This is a genomic window from Enterobacter sp. CPE_E863 (genome assembly GCF_046521465.1).
GTDB lineage: Bacteria > Pseudomonadota > Gammaproteobacteria > Enterobacterales > Enterobacteriaceae > Enterobacter > Enterobacter adelaidei.
In genome coordinates this window covers 402,795-419,803 of the sequence record NZ_JBKFZX010000001.1, presented here as the reverse complement: position 1 = coordinate 419,803, position 17,009 = coordinate 402,795, and the positions used below count along the sequence as shown (strand labels likewise).

Sequence of the window (17,009 nt, the reverse complement as noted above, 5' to 3'; positions counted from 1 at the left end):
ATTTCAGAGACAACAGAAAACGTCCCCAACGAATTTTTTCGCTGTGGATATTTTAAAGATGAAGATGAATTTGGAGCGGGAAACGAGACTCGAACTCGCGACCCCGACCTTGGCAAGGTCGTGCTCTACCAACTGAGCTATTCCCGCTTGGGTGGTGCGTGCTGTGGAAGCACTTTCAAATTTTGGAGCGGGAAACGAGACTCGAACTCGCGACCCCGACCTTGGCAAGGTCGTGCTCTACCAACTGAGCTATTCCCGCTTGGGTGGTGCATGCTTTAAAAGCACTTTCAAATTTTGGAGCGGGAAACGAGACTCGAACTCGCGACCCCGACCTTGGCAAGGTCGTGCTCTACCAACTGAGCTATTCCCGCAAATCTGTACTGCTTTTGTTGCTGTCGTAACGTGTAATTCTCTGTCGTTACGGGAGGCGCATTATACGAGAAATCCTTTTAGCTGCAACCCCCCTGAAAGCGATTTTTTCGAAATTCAGTTCAAATGCTTATTTAATCGGCAAGCTGCACAATTTAACGGCAAAAACCCGGCCACGCAAGGCGCCGGATCTCAAAATCACAGCTTAATGAAGTTTTCGCGGTAATACGCCAGCTCCGCAACAGACTCACGAATATCGTCCATTGCCTGATGCGTCCCCTGTTTTTTAAAGCCATCCAGGATTTCAGGTTTCCAGCGACGAGCCAGCTCTTTCAGGGTGCTCACATCCAGATAGCGGTAGTGGAAGTAAGACTCGAGCTCCGGCATGTACTTAAACAGAAAGCGGCGATCCTGGCCGATGCTATTACCACAGATTGGCGATTTGCCTGCCGGAACCCACTGTTTCAGGAATTCAAGCGTCGCCAGCTCCGCCTCACGGTCACCCTGAGTACTGGCCTTCACGCGATCCACCAGACCGCTGCCGGTATGGGTACGCACGTTCCAGTCATCCATCAATGCAAGCTGTTCATCAGATTGATGAACCGCAATCGTCGGCCCTTCCGCCAGAATATTCAGGTTGGCATCGGTCACCAGGGTTGCAATCTCAATGATGCGATCGCGCTCGGGATCCAGCCCGGTCATTTCAAGATCGATCCAAATCAGGTTGTTTTCATCCGCGCTCATGTTATTTTCCACCCTTCTCGCATAACCGGCAGTAGCAGGTTAACTAGTATTAATTAGAGTGTATCATAGAGGTTTTGCCCCTTACGGGCGACCAGGAGCCAGCGCGATTGAGTAAAAATAAACTCTCCAAAGGGCAGCAGCGCCGCGTGAATGCCAATCACCAGCGCCGTCTTAAAACCACTTCGGAGAAGGTCGATTACGACGACAACCTGTTTGGCGAACCAACGGAAGGCGTAGTCATCAGCCGTTTCGGTATGCATGCCGACGTGGAATCCGCCGATGGTGAGATCCACCGCTGCAACATCCGCCGGACCATTCGTTCTCTGGTGACCGGTGACCGCGTCGTCTGGCGTCCGGGTAAAGAGGCGGCGGAAGGTGTTACGGTAAAAGGTATCGTTGAAGCGGTCCATGAGCGCACGTCTGTGTTAACCCGTCCCGATTTCTACGACGGCGTGAAACCGATTGCCGCCAACATTAACCAAATCGTTATCGTCTCGGCGATTTTGCCTGAACTTTCACTCAATATTATCGACCGATACCTCGTCGCCTGCGAAACACTGCAGGTTGAACCGATTATCGTGCTGAACAAAATCGATCTGCTGGATGACGAAGGAATGGCTTTCGTCAATGAACAGATGGATATCTATCGCAAGATTGGATACCGCGTTCTGATGGTCTCCAGCTACACCAAAGATGGCCTGAAACCGCTGGAAGAGGCGCTCACCGATCGTATCAGCATCTTCGCGGGTCAATCCGGCGTGGGTAAATCGAGCCTGCTGAATAACCTGCTTGGTCTCCAGCAGGAGATCCTCACCAACGATGTGTCTGATGTCTCGGGTCTGGGCCAGCACACGACCACCGCATCACGCCTGTATCACTTCCCACATGGCGGCGATGTGATCGACTCTCCGGGGGTGCGCGAATTCGGTTTATGGCATCTCGAGCCGGAACAAATCTTCAACGGATTTGTCGAATTCCATGATTATTTAGGCGCTTGCAAATACCGCGACTGTAAACACGATAACGACCCAGGTTGCGCTATCCGTGAAGCGGTCGAGAATGGTGAAATCGCGGAGACTCGCTTCGAGAATTACCACCGTATTCTTGAGAGCATGGATCAAGTAAAAACGCGTAAAAACTTTTCTGATTCTGATAACTGACAACTAAGCTAAGCATCGCTAAAATCGTCCCCTTTTTTCAGGTTCCGGTGCTCTGCCACCGGATCAGGAACGACAAAACAATGGCCTGGAGGCTACCTTGTTAAACGCATTTAAACTTTCGCTTCAATACATTCTGCCAAAACTGTGGCTCACTCGCCTGGCGGGCTGGGGCGCAAGCAAACGAGCAGGCTGGCTGACCAAACTGGTCATCGACCTTTTCGTAAAATATTACAAGGTCGACATGAAAGAGGCGCAGAAGCCGGATACCGCCAGCTATCGCACCTTCAACGAATTCTTCGTGCGCCCACTGCGCGACGAGGTTCGTCCGGTTGATACCGATCCTAACGTGCTGGTGATGCCGGCAGACGGCGTGATCAGCCAGTTGGGCAACATCGAAGACGACAAAATCCTGCAGGCGAAGGGCCACAACTACAGCCTGGAGGCCTTACTGGCAGGTAACTACCTGATGGCAGACCTGTTCCGTAACGGTACGTTTGCCACCACGTATCTGTCACCGCGCGACTACCACCGCGTGCACATGCCGTGCAACGGTATTCTGCGTGAAATGATCTACGTTCCAGGCGATCTGTTCTCCGTGAACCATCTGACTGCGCAAAACGTACCAAACCTGTTTGCCCGTAACGAACGCGTCATCTGCCTGTTTGATACTGAATTTGGCCCAATGGCGCAGATTCTGGTGGGTGCCACCATCGTCGGCAGCATCGAAACCGTCTGGGCAGGCACCATCACTCCGCCACGTGAAGGCGTGATCAAGCGCTGGACCTGGCCTGCCGGTGAAGCGGAAGGCTCTGTCGCCCTGCTGAAAGGTCAGGAAATGGGTCGCTTCAAGCTGGGCTCTACCGTGATCAACCTTTTTGCGCCGGGTAAAGTGAAGCTGGCTGAACAGCTCGAAAGCCTGTCGGTCACCAAACTGGGCCAGCCGCTGGCGGTCTCTGCCGAAACCTTCGTGACGCCAGATGCAGAATCTGCTCCGCTGTCACAGGAAGAGATTAACGCCGAGCACGACGCCAGCCCGCTGGTTGACGACAAAAAAGACGAAGGCTAACAACAGAAGGATCGCTGACGTGCGCCCGATTATCGTTCTACTGATGGCCTGGTGCCTCAGCATGGGGGCGTACGCAGCGACAGCCCCCGACGCCAAACAGATAACGCAGGAACTGGAGCAGGCAAAAGCGGCCAAACCCGCTCAGCCAGAGACCGTCGAGTCGCTCCAGTCTGCCCTGAACGCGCTTGAGGAGCGGAAAGGCTCCCTTGAGCGCGCTCAGCAGTATCAGCAGGTTATCGACAACTTCCCCAAACTCTCGCAGACGCTGCGCGCGCAGCTCAATAATTTGCGTGACGAACCGCGCGACGTGCCCGCAGGCATGACCTCGGACGCCCTGAACCAGGAGATCCTGCAGGTCAGCAGCCAGCTTCTGGAAAAGAGCCGCCTTGCTCAGCAGGAGCAGGAGCGAGCGCGTGAAATTGCCGACTCCCTCAGCCAGCTTCCGCAACAGCAAACCGATGCCCGCCGTCAGCTCAACGAGGTTGAACGCCGTGTCGGCACACAAACCGGCAACACGCCGCAAAACCAGGCACAAAACCTTGGGCTGCAGGCAGAGTCTGCCCGCCTGAAAGCGCTGGTCGATGAACTGGAGCTGGCGCAGCTCTCCGCCAATAACCGCCAGGAGCTATCGCGGATGCGTTCAGAACTGGCGCAAAAACAGAGCGAACAGCTTGATGCTTATCTCCAGGCGCTACGTAACCAGCTTAATAGCCAGCGCCAGCGCGAGGCCGAACGCGCGCTGGAAAGTACCGAGCTACTGGCGGAAAACAGCGCTAACCTGCCCGTCGGCATCGTCGATCAGTTCAAGATCAACCGTGAGCTTTCAGCGGCACTGAACCAGCAGGCACAGCGTATGGACCTGGTCGCTTCACAACAGCGGCAGGCGACGAACCAAACCCTGCAGGTCCGCCAGGCGCTCAACACTCTGCGCGAACAGTCGCAGTGGCTTGGGTCATCAAACCTGCTGGGCGAGGCGTTACGAGCTCAGGTTGCACGCCTGCCGGAAATGCCGAAGCCGCAGCAGTTGGATACCGAGATGGCTCAGCTACGCGTTCAGCGACTGCACTTTGAAGATCTTCTCAACAAACAACCGCAAATTCGCCAGATCCGTCAGGCTGACGGGCAACCTCTGAGCAGTGAGCAAAACCGGATCCTTGAAGCCCAGTTGCGCACCCAGCGTGAACTCCTGAACTCACTGCTCCAGGGCGGTGATACGCTGATCCTCGAGCTTACCAAGCTGAAGGTGTCAAACAGTCAGCTGGAAGATGCGCTGAAAGAGGTAAACGAGGCAACGCACCGTTACCTCTTCTGGACCTCCGACGTGCGTCCAATGACCTTCTCGTGGCCAATTGAGATTGTTCAGGATCTGCGCCGCCTGATTTCACTGGACACCTTCAGCCAGCTGGGACAGGCCAGCGTGATGATGCTCACCAGCAAAGAGACCATTTTCCCACTGCTGGGCGCATTGATTCTGGTGGGCTTTAGCATTTACTCGCGCAGACATTTCACCCGTTTTCTGGAGCGTTCCAGTTCGCGCGTGGGGAAAGTCACCCAGGATCACTTCTGGCTGACGCTCCGCACGGTGTTCTGGTCGATTCTCGTGGCCTCTCCTTTACCGGTATTGTGGATGACGCTGGGGTACGGCCTGCGGGAAGCCTGGCCCTATCCGCTCGCCGTGGCGATAGGCGATGGCGTCACCGCGACGGTTCCACTGCTGTGGGTCGTGATGATTTGTGCCACATTCGCGCGGCCAAATGGCCTGTTCATCGCCCACTTTGGCTGGCCGCGTAATCGTGTTGCACGCGCCATGCGTTACTATCTGATGAGCATCGGACTGATTGTGCCACTCATTATGGCGCTGATTATGTTCGATAATCTTAACGACCGGGAGTTCTCAGGCTCACTGGGTCGCCTCTGCTTTATGCTGATATGCGGGGCGCTGGCCATCGTCACGCTCAGCCTGAAACGCGCCGGTATACCGCTCTATCTTGATAAATCCGGTAGCGGCGACAACATGTTCAACCGCCTGCTCTGGAACCTGCTGCTGAGCGCTCCGCTGATTGCGATGCTGGCAGCGGCGGTGGGTTACCTGGCGACCTCGAAGGCGCTGCTGGCGCGGCTGGAAACCTCGGTGGCGATCTGGTTCCTGCTTCTGGTGGTGTATCACGTCATCCGTCGCTGGATGTTGATTCAGCGCCGCCGTCTGGCCTTCGACCGTGCCAAGCATCGCCGGGCAGAAATCCTCGCTCAGCGTGCGCGGGGTGAGGATGAGCCAAACCACGTCAACAGCACGGAAGGGACGACGGAGGCGGACGATGTCGAACTGGATCTGGATGCCATCAGTACCCAGTCCCTGCGCCTGGTGCGCTCCATCCTGATGTTGATTGCTCTCCTGTCGGTGATCGTGCTGTGGTCGGAAATTCACTCCGCGTTTGGCTTCCTGGAGAACATCTCTCTCTGGGACGTGACATCTACAGTTCAGGGTGTGGAAAGTCTGGAGCCTATAACCTTAGGTTCAGTACTGATTGCCATTCTGGTGTTGATCATTACTACCCAACTGGTACGTAACTTCCCGGCGCTGCTGGAGCTGGCTCTGCTGCAACACCTGGATTTAACCCCCGGCACGGGCTACGCCATTACCACCATCACTAAATACCTGATCCTGCTCTTTGGCGGGATGGTGGGTTTCTCAATGATTGGCATTGAGTGGTCTAAATTACAGTGGCTGGTCGCTGCGCTGACATTTGGACTTGGCTTTGGCATGCAGGAAATTTTCGCTAACTTTGTTTCCGGCCTGATCATCCTGTTTGAAAAACCGATACGTATAGGCGATACGGTGACGATCCGCGATCTGACCGGTAGCGTAACGAAGATCAATACCCGCGCCACAACGATCAGCGACTGGGACCGTAAAGAGATCATCGTGCCGAACAAGGCATTCATCACCGAACAGTTCATCAACTGGTCGCTGTCAGACTCGGTCACGCGTGTTGTGCTGACACTACCGGCACCGTCGGATGCCAACAGTGAAGAGGTGACACAAATTCTCTACACCGCAGCCGAGCGCTGCACGCTGGTGCTCGATAACCCGGCACCGGAAGTGTTCCTGGTCGATTTGCAGCAGGGGATTCAGATTTTCGAGCTGCGTATTTACGCTGCAGAAATGGGACACCGTATGCCGCTGCGCCACGAGATCCACCAGCTGATTCTGGCTGGCTTCCGCGAGCATGGTATTGATATGCCATTCCCACCGTTCCAGATGCGTCTGGAAAGTCTGGACGGACGTAAAACGGGAAGAACATTGACGTCGGCGGCACGTAAGCGCCCGGCGGGAAGCCTGTAAATCTTCGCCCCTCTCTTTCGGGAGGGGCGTTTTAACCGCTACACCGCTTCCGTGACGTACGCCACTGAGCGTCGGCGGTAATTCTCATAAATCCCCATCGCCAGCAGCGAGAAGAAGATCGGGCCGCCAACCATCCACATCGCGCTGTTCCAGTCATTCGCTTCAATCACCGGCTGAATGACAGTGAAGATATTCGCGAACGCCACCACCAGCACGACCACAGTCGTCGCCAGTAGCGTTGACGTGCGGGTTTTAAAAATCACAAACGGACGTTCAAGACCCTGCTTCGCTTTGAAGAACGGGAACGCCAGCGTCAGGAACAGATACGGCAGCGTCATTGACACGTTCGCCATCAGGGTCAGCTTGTTATAAAACGCTGACGCGGTATCACCGCCAAACGATACCAGCAGAATGAATACGCACACCAACAGACATTGCATCCACATCGCGTTGGCAGGCATTCCCGCCGTATTCAGTTGCGTCATACGCGCTGGCCACAGCGCTTTTGGCGTGCCCTGGATTATCGCTTTCAACGGCGAGTAGATAAGCGTAAAGAACGCGCCGGTATAGGCGAGGAACATTGACAGGCCGGTAATGCGCGCAAACCAGATGCCCATTGTCACCGCCGCTTCCGGCGTCAGGTTCATCGCCTGTCCCAGCGTCATTCCCAGGCTTTTCATCAACACATAAGTAATGTTGCCAAGGTTAGTGGTGTTGTTGCTCAACACCTGCTGCCAGTTGGTACTGACCCCCCAGAGGAAGATTGCCAGCGAATAGCCAATGGAAATGACGATGGCGGCAAATATAATCCCTTTCGCGAAGTTCTTTTCCGGGTTCTCCGTTTTGTCGACCAGACCACCTACCGCCTCGATACCACCGTAGGCGAAAATGGCGAATACCACAAAAGAGAGCATCGCAAGGCCGGACTGATAACTTGGGTTAGGCGAAGCAACAAAGTTCACCTCCTGCGCAAAGTGACCGCCGTTCAGGCACAGAATAGCGATACTGACCAGGAGCAGCACCAGATTCAAACACATCACTGCGATCCCGCCCACGGCGGTAATCCGGGCAATCTTATTGATGCCTTTAGACGCGACCAGCGTCACAACCACCATCCAGCAAACAGCCAGAATCCCGACCACCTGTGTAGAACTGAGGCCCGCCAGAGACCAGACCTGGGTTTTATCGCTACCGAAAACAAACGTCGAGAACGGTACCCAAACTTTGGCCGCTGTACTGACCATCCAGACAACGTAAGAGGAGAACCACATAAACGTGCCAATAAACGCGTAGCGCGGGCCGATACTGTTATTCATCCACGAGTAGATCCCTCCCTCTTCTTTCCGGTATGCCGACCCCATTTCCGCCATCATCAGCGCGAATGGGATGAAGAAGAACAGGGCTGAAACGATATAGAACGGCGTCGCACTGTAACCCATCAGGTAAAAGGCCGACGGACTATTAGCGAAGCCAAAGACGGAGGTAAAAATCATCAGGATGAGCCCGGTGAGGGTCATCTTTTTGAGTGAGTGGGACATAGAACCATCCAAAGGAAATTAATCTGCGCGGATGGTAGCAGAAGACCAGACAAAAATTGTGCCTATAGGGAGCAAATTAAGAAAAAGACCCGTGTATAGAGAATGTGGCAGTTTTTAATATTGTTATGCGAAATGGAAAGGAAAATTGCCACCGGGGGAGTAGGCCGGGCAAGCGCAGCGCCACCCGGCATTTTTTCAGGCACGATCGACCGTAAACGCAATCACATCGCCCAACTGTTCTGCACCCAGCGCCAGCATCACCAGGCGGTCAACACCCAGCGCCACGCCGGAGCAATCCGGCAAACCTGCTTTTAATGCCTCAAGCAGATTAACATCAATAGGCTGCTGCGGCAGACCGCGTGCGGCACGCTTACGGTTATCCTGCTCGAAGCGCTGCTGCTGTTCACGCGCGTCCGTCAATTCGTGGAAACCGTTCGCCAGCTCGATGCCTTTGTAATAGACCTCAAAACGCTCTGCCACACGATGATCTTCCGTGCTGATCTGCGCCAGAGACGCCTGGCTTGCCGGGAAGTGATAGACAAACGTCGGGCGGTCTTTGCCAATCTGCGGTTCAACGCCAAACGTGAACAGCAACTGCAGAAGCGTATCGCGATCTTCTTCAGTATCTGCCACATTGCTGAGATCCAGTTTTGCCGCCACTTCGCGCAATTGAGTCTTGTCTGCTGACAATGGATCGATTTCCAGATAGCGCTGGAAAGCCTGCTGATAGGAGAGAGTTTCCGCTTCTGAGCAATCCAGCACCTGCTGCAGCAGGTCATCCACCTCATTCATCAGACGGTACATATCATAGTGCGGACGATACCACTCCAGCATGGTGAATTCCGGATTGTGGTGACGCCCCATCTCTTCATTACGGAAGCTTCTGCACAGCTGATACACCGGACCGCATCCTGCCGCCAGCAGGCGTTTCATGTGGTATTCCGGGCTGGTCATCAGATACAAATTCATGCCCTGAGAGTGCCCCGGGCCAACAAAACGGGTTTCAAACGGGACCAGATGAATATCGGTTACCGTTGCCTGACTCATGCACGGCGTTTCCACCTCCAGGACTCCGCGGTCGGCAAAGAAACGGCGGATCGCCGTCATAATTGCAGCGCGTTTTAACAGATTTGGGATGGATGCGCTCGGCTGCCAGGTGGCCGTTTCGCTCATGGGTAATTCTCCGATTTCAGACAAGGGCACGAAGTCTACTCGTTAGCGGGGACAGAGACAAATTTTGCGCAGTAAAAACGCGCATTTCATTTAGGTGCGTAATTACGTGACGCAATTCATCAATCACGATGATAAATCACCGTACAGAACAGCAAAAAAATCGAACACGTCAAATTTCCCTGACATCTACACGGTTATACTGTTTTACCCATAAAGGAGCAGTGGAAACGCTTTCGCAATTGTCCCTTTGGGCAGGTGAACTACCTTTAGTTTGTCGCGTTGCGAAATAACAAAAATCTGGAGGAATGTCGTGCAAACTTTTCAAGCCGATCTTGCCGTAATTGGCGCTGGCGGTGCTGGATTACGTGCTGCGATTGCTGCAGCACAAGCTAATCCCAACGCTAAAATCGCATTGATTTCAAAAGTCTATCCAATGCGCAGCCACACGGTTGCAGCTGAAGGAGGGTCCGCCGCCGTCGCGCAGGATCATGACAGCTTTGAATACCATTTCCACGACACGGTTGCAGGGGGCGACTGGCTTTGCGAACAGGATGTGGTCGACTACTTTGTGCACCATTGTCCTACGGAGATGACCCAGCTTGAACAGTGGGGATGTCCGTGGAGCCGCCGTCCGGACGGCAGCGTCAACGTTCGCCGCTTCGGTGGGATGAAAATCGAACGTACCTGGTTCGCCGCCGATAAGACCGGCTTCCACATGCTGCATACTCTGTTCCAGACCTCTCTTCAGTTCCCACAAATTCAGCGCTTTGATGAACATTTCGTCCTCGACATTCTGGTTGATGACGGACAGGCTCGTGGCCTGGTGGCGATGAACATGATGGAAGGCACGCTCGTCCAGATCCGCGCTAATGCGGTGGTGATGGCAACGGGCGGTGCGGGCCGCGTGTATCGCTACAATACTAACGGCGGCATCGTCACCGGTGACGGTATGGGCATGGCGCTCAGCCACGGCGTACCGCTGCGCGATATGGAGTTCGTACAGTATCACCCGACCGGTCTGCCAGGCTCCGGCATTCTGATGACAGAAGGCTGCCGTGGTGAAGGCGGTATTCTGGTCAACAAAAATGGCTACCGCTATCTGCAGGATTACGGCATGGGCCCGGAAACCCCGCTTGGCGAGCCGAAAAACAAATACATGGAACTCGGTCCGCGCGACAAAGTCTCCCAGGCCTTCTGGCACGAGTGGCGCAAAGGCAACACCATCTCCACGCCACGCGGCGATGTGGTCTATCTCGACCTGCGTCACCTGGGTGAGAAGAAGCTGCTGGAACGCCTGCCGTTCATCTGCGAACTGGCAAAAGCATATGTCGGTGTTGATCCGGTGAAAGAACCGATTCCGGTACGTCCAACCGCGCACTACACCATGGGCGGGATCGAAACCGACCAACAGTGCGAAACCCGTATCAAAGGTCTGTTCGCCGTGGGTGAATGCTCCTCTGTGGGCCTGCACGGCGCCAACCGTCTGGGGTCTAACTCGCTGGCAGAACTGGTCGTCTTTGGCCGCATGGCGGGCGAGCGCGCAATGGAACGCGCGGCTACAGCGGGTGAAGCTAACGGTGCCGCGCTCGATGCTCAGGTTACTGACGTTGAAAAACGCCTGAAAGACCTGGTGAACCAGGAAGGTAACGAGAACTGGTCTAAGATCCGCGATGAAATGGGCCTGTCGATGGAAGAAGGCTGTGGTATCTACCGTACCCCTGAGCTGATGCAAAAAACTGTCGATAAGCTGGCGGAATTGCAGGAGCGTTTCAAACGTGTGCGCATTACTGATACCTCCAGCGTCTTCAACACCGACCTGCTCTATACCATCGAGCTGGGTCACGGCCTGAACGTGGCAGAATGTATGGCGCACTCTGCGCTGGCGCGCAAAGAGTCACGCGGGGCGCATCAGCGTCTTGATGAAGGCTGTACCGAACGTGACGACGTCAATTTCCTGAAACACACTCTCGCCTGGCGCGATGCAGATGGCACTACGCGTCTGGACTACAGCGACGTGAAAATCACCACGCTGCCACCAGCTAAACGCGTGTACGGCGCAGAAGCAGAAGCCGCCGAGAAGAAGGAGAAGGCGAATGGCTGAGATGCAAAAACTGAAAGTTGAAGTGGTGCGCTACAATCCGGAAGTGGACACCGCACCACATAGCGCTTTCTATGAAGTCCCCTATGACGAGCAAACCTCTCTGCTGGATGCGCTTGGCTATATCAAAGATAACCTCGCACCTGACCTGAGCTACCGCTGGTCCTGCCGCATGGCAATTTGCGGCTCCTGCGGCATGATGGTCAACAAGGTGCCGAAGCTGGCCTGTAAGACCTTCCTGCGGGATTACACCAAAGGCATCAAGGTTGAAGCGCTGGGCAACTTCCCGATCGAGCGCGATCTGGTGGTCGATATGACCCACTTTATCGAAAGCCTGGAAGCGATTAAGCCGTACATCATCGGCAACCCGCGCACGCCGGATCAGGGGCCAAACACCCAGACCCCGGCGCAGATGGCGAAATACCATCAGTTCTCCGGCTGCATCAACTGTGGTCTGTGCTACGCCGCCTGCCCGCAGTTCGGTCTGAATAAAGAGTTCATCGGCCCGGCGGCCATTACCCTGGCGCATCGCTATAACGAAGACAGCCGCGACCACGGTAAAAAAGAACGTATGGCGCAGCTTAACAGCCAGAACGGCGTCTGGAGCTGTACTTTTGTCGGCTACTGCTCTGAAGTCTGTCCGAAGCATGTCGATCCGGCCGCCGCCATTCAGCAGGGTAAAGTGGAAAGCTCGAAAGACTTTCTTATCGCTACCCTGAAACCACGCTAAGGAGTGCATGATGACGACTAAACGCAAAGCCTATGTACGGCCTGTGCCGTCCACCTGGTGGAAAAATCTGCCGTTTTATCGCTTCTATATGCTGCGTGAAGGCACAGCGGTGCCGGCGGTCTGGTTCAGTCTTGAACTGATGTACGGTGTTTTCGCCCTCAAGCATGGTCCGGAAACCTGGGCAAGCTTTGTTGGTTTTCTACAAAACCCGATCATTGTTGTCCTGAACCTGATTGTGCTCGCGGCTGCGTTGCTTCATACCAAGACCTGGTTTGAACTGGCGCCAAAAGCGGCGAACATTATCGTAAAAGGCGAGAAAATGGGGCCAGAGCCGGTGATTAAAGGGCTCTGGGCAGTGACGATTCTGGTCACTGTGGTCATTCTGTTTGTCGCACTGTTCTGGTAAGGAGACTACTGTGATCAATCCAAATCCAAAACGTTCTGACGAGCCGGTCTTCTGGGGGCTGTTTGGCGCTGGCGGCATGTGGAGTGCCATCATCGCACCGGTGATCATCCTGCTGGTCGGCATTATGCTGCCGCTGGGGCTGTTCCCGGGCGATGCACTGAGCTACGAACGCGTACTGGCGTTTGCGGGCAGCTTTATCGGCCGCGTATTTATCTTCCTGATGATCGTCCTGCCGCTGTGGTGTGGCCTGCACCGTATTCACCATGCGATGCATGACCTGAAAATCCATGTTCCGAGTGGTAAATGGGTGTTCTACGGCCTGGCAACCATTCTGACCGTGGTAACGCTGATTGCCGTGGTCACCATCTGACCCTTCTGGCCCGCCCTCCGGCGGGCCTTTTTATTTCTGCATTTTGCCCACCAGCCACTGCGCAAACTCACGCATTGCCGGGGTTTCGGCTCTCGACTGTAGTCTTGTTAACCAGTAACTGCCCAGATCAATCTGTGTGGCAAACGGCTGCACAATACGCTCGCTGTTGAGCAAATGCGTAAACATATCGACCGGAGCGATCGCAATTCCCACACCGGCCTGCGCAGCTTCCAGCATGGTGACAGACGAATCAAACACCATCACCCGATGCGTGGGTGACGGGGGATTCTCCCCCGCCGCCTGCATCCACGCCGACCACTCATCACGTCGGTAGGAGCGCAGCAGGGTAAATTTCAGAATGTCGGCCGGAGTATGTAAACCGGCGGCGATATCAGGTGAGCAAAGCGGGGCCAGCGGCGCATGACAAAGAAACTGCGCTTCGGTACCGTGCCATGCTCCGCCACCATAGCGGATCGTGTAATCAAGCCCCTCAGCCGCCGGATCAACGCGATTGTTATGGGTTGAAAGGTGAAGATCGATATGCGGAGAGCAGCGGCGGAAATCAGACAACCGCGAGAATAAAAAACCGGTCGCGAAGGTTCCTACCACACCAATTTTGAGTTTCTCCTGCGCACGATGGCTGGCAAAGCGATCCAGCATTCCGGCGATACGATCGAACGAATCGTTAAGCACTGGCAGCAAATTCTCACCTTCCGTCGTCAGCATCAACCCGCGCGAAACGCGAACAAAAAGCTGGCAGTTCAGATGCTGTTCCAGCGTCTTAACATGCTGGCTGATAGCAGAATGGGTAACATTCAGCTCTATCGCGGCATGAGTAAAACTGAGATGCCTTGCGGCTGCTTCGAAAGCACGAAGCGAATTAAGCGGGAGATAGCTGCGAGTCATCGGCCCATCCGTTAGAAAAATTAACAGCTAATGCTAAATTTAACCGTTTGTCAGCGACAGTCAAATCCCACAGACTACAGCTGTCTGACGGGCCCGGACACTCCTTTGACCTGCTATTACGGAAGATAACTGATGATGAAAAAATCCCTTTGCTGCGCCCTGTTACTCAGCACCTCCTGCTCCGTCTTTGCTGCACCGATGTCAGAAAAACAGCTGGCTGCAGTGGTCGAACGTACCGTTACCCCGCTGATGAAAGCGCAGACCATCCCGGGGATGGCGGTCGCCGTAATTTATCAGGGTCAGCCGTACTACTTTACCTTCGGCAAAGCCGATATCGCGGCGAACAAACCTGTTACCCCGCAAACGTTGTTCGAGCTGGGTTCTATAAGTAAAACCTTCACCGGCGTCCTGGGTGGCGATGCCATTGCTCGCGGTGAAATTTCGCTGAGCGATCCGGTAACAAAATACTGGCCTGAGCTGACAGGCAAGCAGTGGCAGGGAATTCGCATGCTGGATCTGGCTACCTATACTGCGGGTGGTCTGCCATTACAGGTACCGGATGAGGTGACCGATAACGCCTCTCTGCTGCGCTTCTATCAGGACTGGCAGCCAGAGTGGAAGCCGGGAACCACGCGTCTTTATGCGAACGCCAGTATTGGTCTTTTTGGCGCCCTTGCGGTCAAACCTTCCGGCATGAACTATGAGCAGGCCATAACGACGCGGGTCTTTAAGCCGCTCAAGCTGGACCATACGTGGATTAACGTTCCGGAATCTGAACAAGAGCATTACGCCTGGGGATACCGTGACGGTAAAGCCGTCCACGTTTCTCCGGGCATGCTGGATGCCGAAGCCTATGGTGTGAAAACCAACGTCAAAGATATGGCGAGCTGGGTGATGGCGAACATGTCTCCCGATACTCTGCAGGATACCTCTCTGAAGCAAGGTATCGCCCTTGCGCAATCCCGATACTGGCGCGTAGGTGCCATGTATCAAGGGTTAGGCTGGGAGATGCTGAACTGGCCGGTAGAGGCCAAAACCGTGGTCGAGGGTAGCGATAATAAGGTTGCCCTGGCACCGTTGCCTGCGGTAGAAGTGAATCCCACGGCCACTCCGGTAAAAGCGTCCTGGGTGCATAAAACGGGCTCTACTGGCGGGTTTGGCAGCTATGTGGCGTTTATTCCAGAAAAGCAGCTTGGCATTGTGATGCTGGCGAATAAAAGCTACCCGAACCCGGCACGAGTTGAGGCGGCATATCATATCCTCGACGCGCTGAAGTAAAACATTGCCGGGTGGCGACTCTGCTTACCCGGCAAAACACCCCGCATTTTCCTTGCCGTCATCTACACTTAACAAAAAACAGTAAGGAAACTCCTATGCGCATTCTGCCTGTTATCGCCGCGGTGACAGCCGCGTTTTTAGTGGTTGCCTGTAGTTCCCCTACCCCACCTTCTGGCGTTACCGTTGTCACGCCTTTCGATGCACAACGCTTCCTCGGAACATGGTATGAAATCGCCCGCCTGGACCATCGGTTTGAACGGGGCTTAGAGAAAGTCACTGCGAATTACAGTCCGATGGATGATGGCGGTATTCAGGTGATCAACAGGGGCTATAATCCCGACCGGGAGATGTGGCAGCAGTCGACAGGAAAAGCATACTTCACTGGCGATCCACGGAGGGCCGCGCTCAAAGTCTCCTTCTTTGGCCCCTTCTATGGCGGCTACAACGTAATAGCACTCGACAAAGAGTACCGCCATGCGCTGGTTTGCGGGCCGGATCGCAACTACCTGTGGATACTCTCCCGCACGCCAACCATCTCGTCTGAGATGAAACAGCAGATGCTGGATGTTGCGACCCGGCAGGGGTTTGATGTGTCAAAACTCATCTGGGTAGAACAACCCCATTAATGCGTGCTGAGTTTCAACCCAATGATACCGGCCACGATCAGAGCGAGGCTGGCGATACGTGCCAGGCTCGCTGACTCTCCCAGCAGCAGAATGCCCGTGATGGCAGCGCCTACGGCACCAATGCCAGTCCAGACAGCATAAGCCGTTCCCACAGGCAAAGAACGCATCGCCCACGACAACAGGACGATACTGACTATCATCGCGGTAACGGTAATGACGCTGGGCGTCAGACGGGTAAATCCATGGGTGTACTTGAGACCAATCGCCCATACCACTTCGAGCAGGCCGGCAATTAAAAGAACGATCCAGGACATTTAAGGCTCCTTAACTTACAGGTAAGTTGGGGCCGTCCCCGGTGAAAGATACGCTTACGGGTCGTCCCGTAAGGCAAAGATTACGCCCTTTATTTTGCTTAGCGTGCGATTTTTTTTCAATCCCTTTCTGCTGAACACGTTAAGGCAAGAAATAGCCGCAGTATGGCGCGGAGTTCAGGCATTTACCACTCATCTGACTTCTCTATGATGATGTGCTTTCTGATGGCAGGAAGCCAAACCACTAGCCGACTGCGAATAAAATATGTTCAAAATTCTATTGATTGACCGTTGTCACTTCACCCGCGCAGGGTTTGAAGCATGGCTCAATCACTCCGGTTTGTTCCCTGGGCACTACGTTGTGACCGGGCTGAATAATCTATTTCTTGCCAGAGAGCACATTCTGCAATGGAAACCCAATCTGGTTATCGCTGACCTGTACGGCTTCAGGCAGGATATTCACCATTTCCAACAGCTCTCTACCCTACTTAACGCCAGTGAAAAATTGCCTTTTATCTTGCTGCAATCGGGAGAAGACAACAGCATGACGGACTGGCTCGGGCAGTTCCCGGTTTGGTCGTCATTGTTGAAAAACGCCAGCCTCGAAGAAGTCGCAACGGTTATCAACGACGCATTAGTCTCGCGCGCAAGCGCTGACAGGCCGACGACGGCGGCCCCCTTGCTGACCCGGCAGGAAGAGAAAGTGCTGACATTGTGGATGGACGGTGCGAGCAATCAGAAAATTGCCGCTCACCTGAGTATCAACGGGAAAACGGTCTATACCTATAAACGAAATATCCGCATGAAACTGCATATGGATACGCGTTTTTCACCGTTTTTATCCTTGCAGGAATCAGAAAGCTGACGGTACGAAACCCATCAGGTCCCGTA

The 17,009-nt window shown here is 54.4% G+C and carries 15 protein-coding genes and 3 tRNA genes; 10 read left to right on the top strand and 8 right to left on the bottom strand.

Translation table 11 applies throughout. The features are described 5' to 3' along the window. Positions 1-71 precede the first annotated feature (71 nt). The 4 genes from ACLHV8_RS02020 to orn all read right to left on the bottom strand — a co-directional run bounded on the left by ACLHV8_RS02020 (position 72) and on the right by orn (position 1,113). A tRNA-Gly gene (locus ACLHV8_RS02020) sits at positions 72-147 on the bottom strand. A 36-nt stretch (positions 148-183) separates the two neighbouring features. After that, positions 184-259: transfer RNA gene (locus ACLHV8_RS02015), tRNA-Gly, on the bottom strand. A 36-nt stretch (positions 260-295) separates the two neighbouring features. Then, positions 296-371 (bottom strand) — tRNA-Gly (locus ACLHV8_RS02010). A 196-nt stretch (positions 372-567) separates the two neighbouring features. Further along, complete coding sequence (gene orn / locus ACLHV8_RS02005; protein WP_028016433.1) at positions 568-1,113, bottom strand: oligoribonuclease; 546 nt, start codon at positions 1,111-1,113, stop codon at positions 568-570. A gap of 107 nt (positions 1,114-1,220) precedes the next feature. Here orn and rsgA point away from each other — a divergent pair, with 107 nt between their 5' ends. The 3 genes from rsgA to mscM all read left to right on the top strand — a co-directional run bounded on the left by rsgA (position 1,221) and on the right by mscM (position 6,682). Beyond that, a complete protein-coding gene (gene rsgA / locus ACLHV8_RS02000; protein WP_032666746.1) occupies positions 1,221-2,273 on the top strand; it encodes a small ribosomal subunit biogenesis GTPase RsgA in 1,053 nt (350 codons plus the stop codon). 97 nt (positions 2,274-2,370) lie between these two features. Beyond that, complete coding sequence (asd, locus tag ACLHV8_RS01995) at positions 2,371-3,339, top strand: archaetidylserine decarboxylase (RefSeq protein ID WP_108089439.1); 969 nt, start codon at positions 2,371-2,373, stop codon at positions 3,337-3,339. Between the two features lie 19 nt (positions 3,340-3,358). Beyond that, positions 3,359-6,682, top strand: coding sequence for a miniconductance mechanosensitive channel MscM (mscM, locus tag ACLHV8_RS01990; protein ID WP_028016430.1), 3,324 nt, complete (start codon positions 3,359-3,361; stop codon positions 6,680-6,682). 38 nt (positions 6,683-6,720) lie between these two features. Here the strand turns inward: mscM and yjeM are convergent, their stop codons facing one another. Next, positions 6,721-8,220 carry a glutamate/gamma-aminobutyrate family transporter YjeM gene (yjeM, locus tag ACLHV8_RS01985; protein ID WP_134708438.1) on the bottom strand — a complete coding sequence of 500 codons (1,500 nt, stop codon included), beginning with the start codon at positions 8,218-8,220 and terminating at the stop codon, positions 6,721-6,723. 195 nt (positions 8,221-8,415) lie between these two features. Beyond that, positions 8,416-9,393, bottom strand: coding sequence for an elongation factor P--(R)-beta-lysine ligase (gene epmA / locus ACLHV8_RS01980; RefSeq protein WP_028016428.1), 978 nt, complete (start codon positions 9,391-9,393; stop codon positions 8,416-8,418). 310 nt (positions 9,394-9,703) lie between these two features. On the opposite strand from epmA, the gene frdA reads away from it, so the two are divergent. From frdA to frdD, 4 genes are read left to right on the top strand one after another with little or no spacing between them, the layout of a single operon-like run. After that, the gene (gene frdA, locus ACLHV8_RS01975; protein ID WP_028016427.1) at positions 9,704-11,494 is read left to right on the top strand and encodes a fumarate reductase (quinol) flavoprotein subunit; all 1,791 of its coding nucleotides are present in this window, start codon (positions 9,704-9,706) and stop codon (positions 11,492-11,494) included. Beyond that, entirely contained in the window at positions 11,487-12,221 is a 735-nt protein-coding gene (gene frdB / locus ACLHV8_RS01970; protein WP_208595129.1) for a fumarate reductase iron-sulfur protein, read from the top strand. Before frdA ends, frdB begins: the two co-directional genes overlap by 8 nt. A 10-nt stretch (positions 12,222-12,231) precedes the next feature. Next, complete coding sequence (frdC, locus tag ACLHV8_RS01965; protein WP_028016425.1) at positions 12,232-12,627, top strand: fumarate reductase subunit FrdC; 396 nt, start codon at positions 12,232-12,234, stop codon at positions 12,625-12,627. 10 nt (positions 12,628-12,637) lie between these two features. Beyond that, a complete protein-coding gene (gene frdD / locus ACLHV8_RS01960; protein ID WP_013095272.1) occupies positions 12,638-12,997 on the top strand; it encodes a fumarate reductase subunit FrdD in 360 nt (119 codons plus the stop codon). A 30-nt stretch (positions 12,998-13,027) separates the two neighbouring features. Here frdD and ampR read toward each other — a convergent pair whose 3' ends face one another. Then, positions 13,028-13,903 carry a LysR family transcriptional regulator AmpR gene (ampR, locus tag ACLHV8_RS01955; protein ID WP_208595128.1) on the bottom strand — a complete coding sequence of 292 codons (876 nt, stop codon included), beginning with the start codon at positions 13,901-13,903 and terminating at the stop codon, positions 13,028-13,030. Between the two features lie 132 nt (positions 13,904-14,035). Here ampR and blaACT point away from each other — a divergent pair, with 132 nt between their 5' ends. Continuing rightward, positions 14,036-15,181 carry an ACT family cephalosporin-hydrolyzing class C beta-lactamase gene (gene blaACT, locus ACLHV8_RS01950; RefSeq protein WP_208595127.1) on the top strand — a complete coding sequence of 382 codons (1,146 nt, stop codon included), beginning with the start codon at positions 14,036-14,038 and terminating at the stop codon, positions 15,179-15,181. Positions 15,182-15,276: 95 nt separating this feature from the next. Then, complete coding sequence (locus ACLHV8_RS01945) at positions 15,277-15,807, top strand: lipocalin family protein (protein ID WP_028016422.1); 531 nt, start codon at positions 15,277-15,279, stop codon at positions 15,805-15,807. On the opposite strand, the gene sugE is transcribed toward ACLHV8_RS01945, so the two are convergent. Next, complete coding sequence (sugE, locus tag ACLHV8_RS01940; RefSeq protein ID WP_028016421.1) at positions 15,804-16,121, bottom strand: quaternary ammonium compound efflux SMR transporter SugE; 318 nt, start codon at positions 16,119-16,121, stop codon at positions 15,804-15,806. The genes ACLHV8_RS01945 and sugE overlap by 4 nt on opposite strands. 262 nt (positions 16,122-16,383) lie before the next feature. Here sugE and ACLHV8_RS01935 point away from each other — a divergent pair, with 262 nt between their 5' ends. After that, complete coding sequence (locus ACLHV8_RS01935; RefSeq protein WP_028016420.1) at positions 16,384-16,983, top strand: helix-turn-helix transcriptional regulator; 600 nt, start codon at positions 16,384-16,386, stop codon at positions 16,981-16,983. Positions 16,984-17,009: the final 26 nt, after the last annotated feature.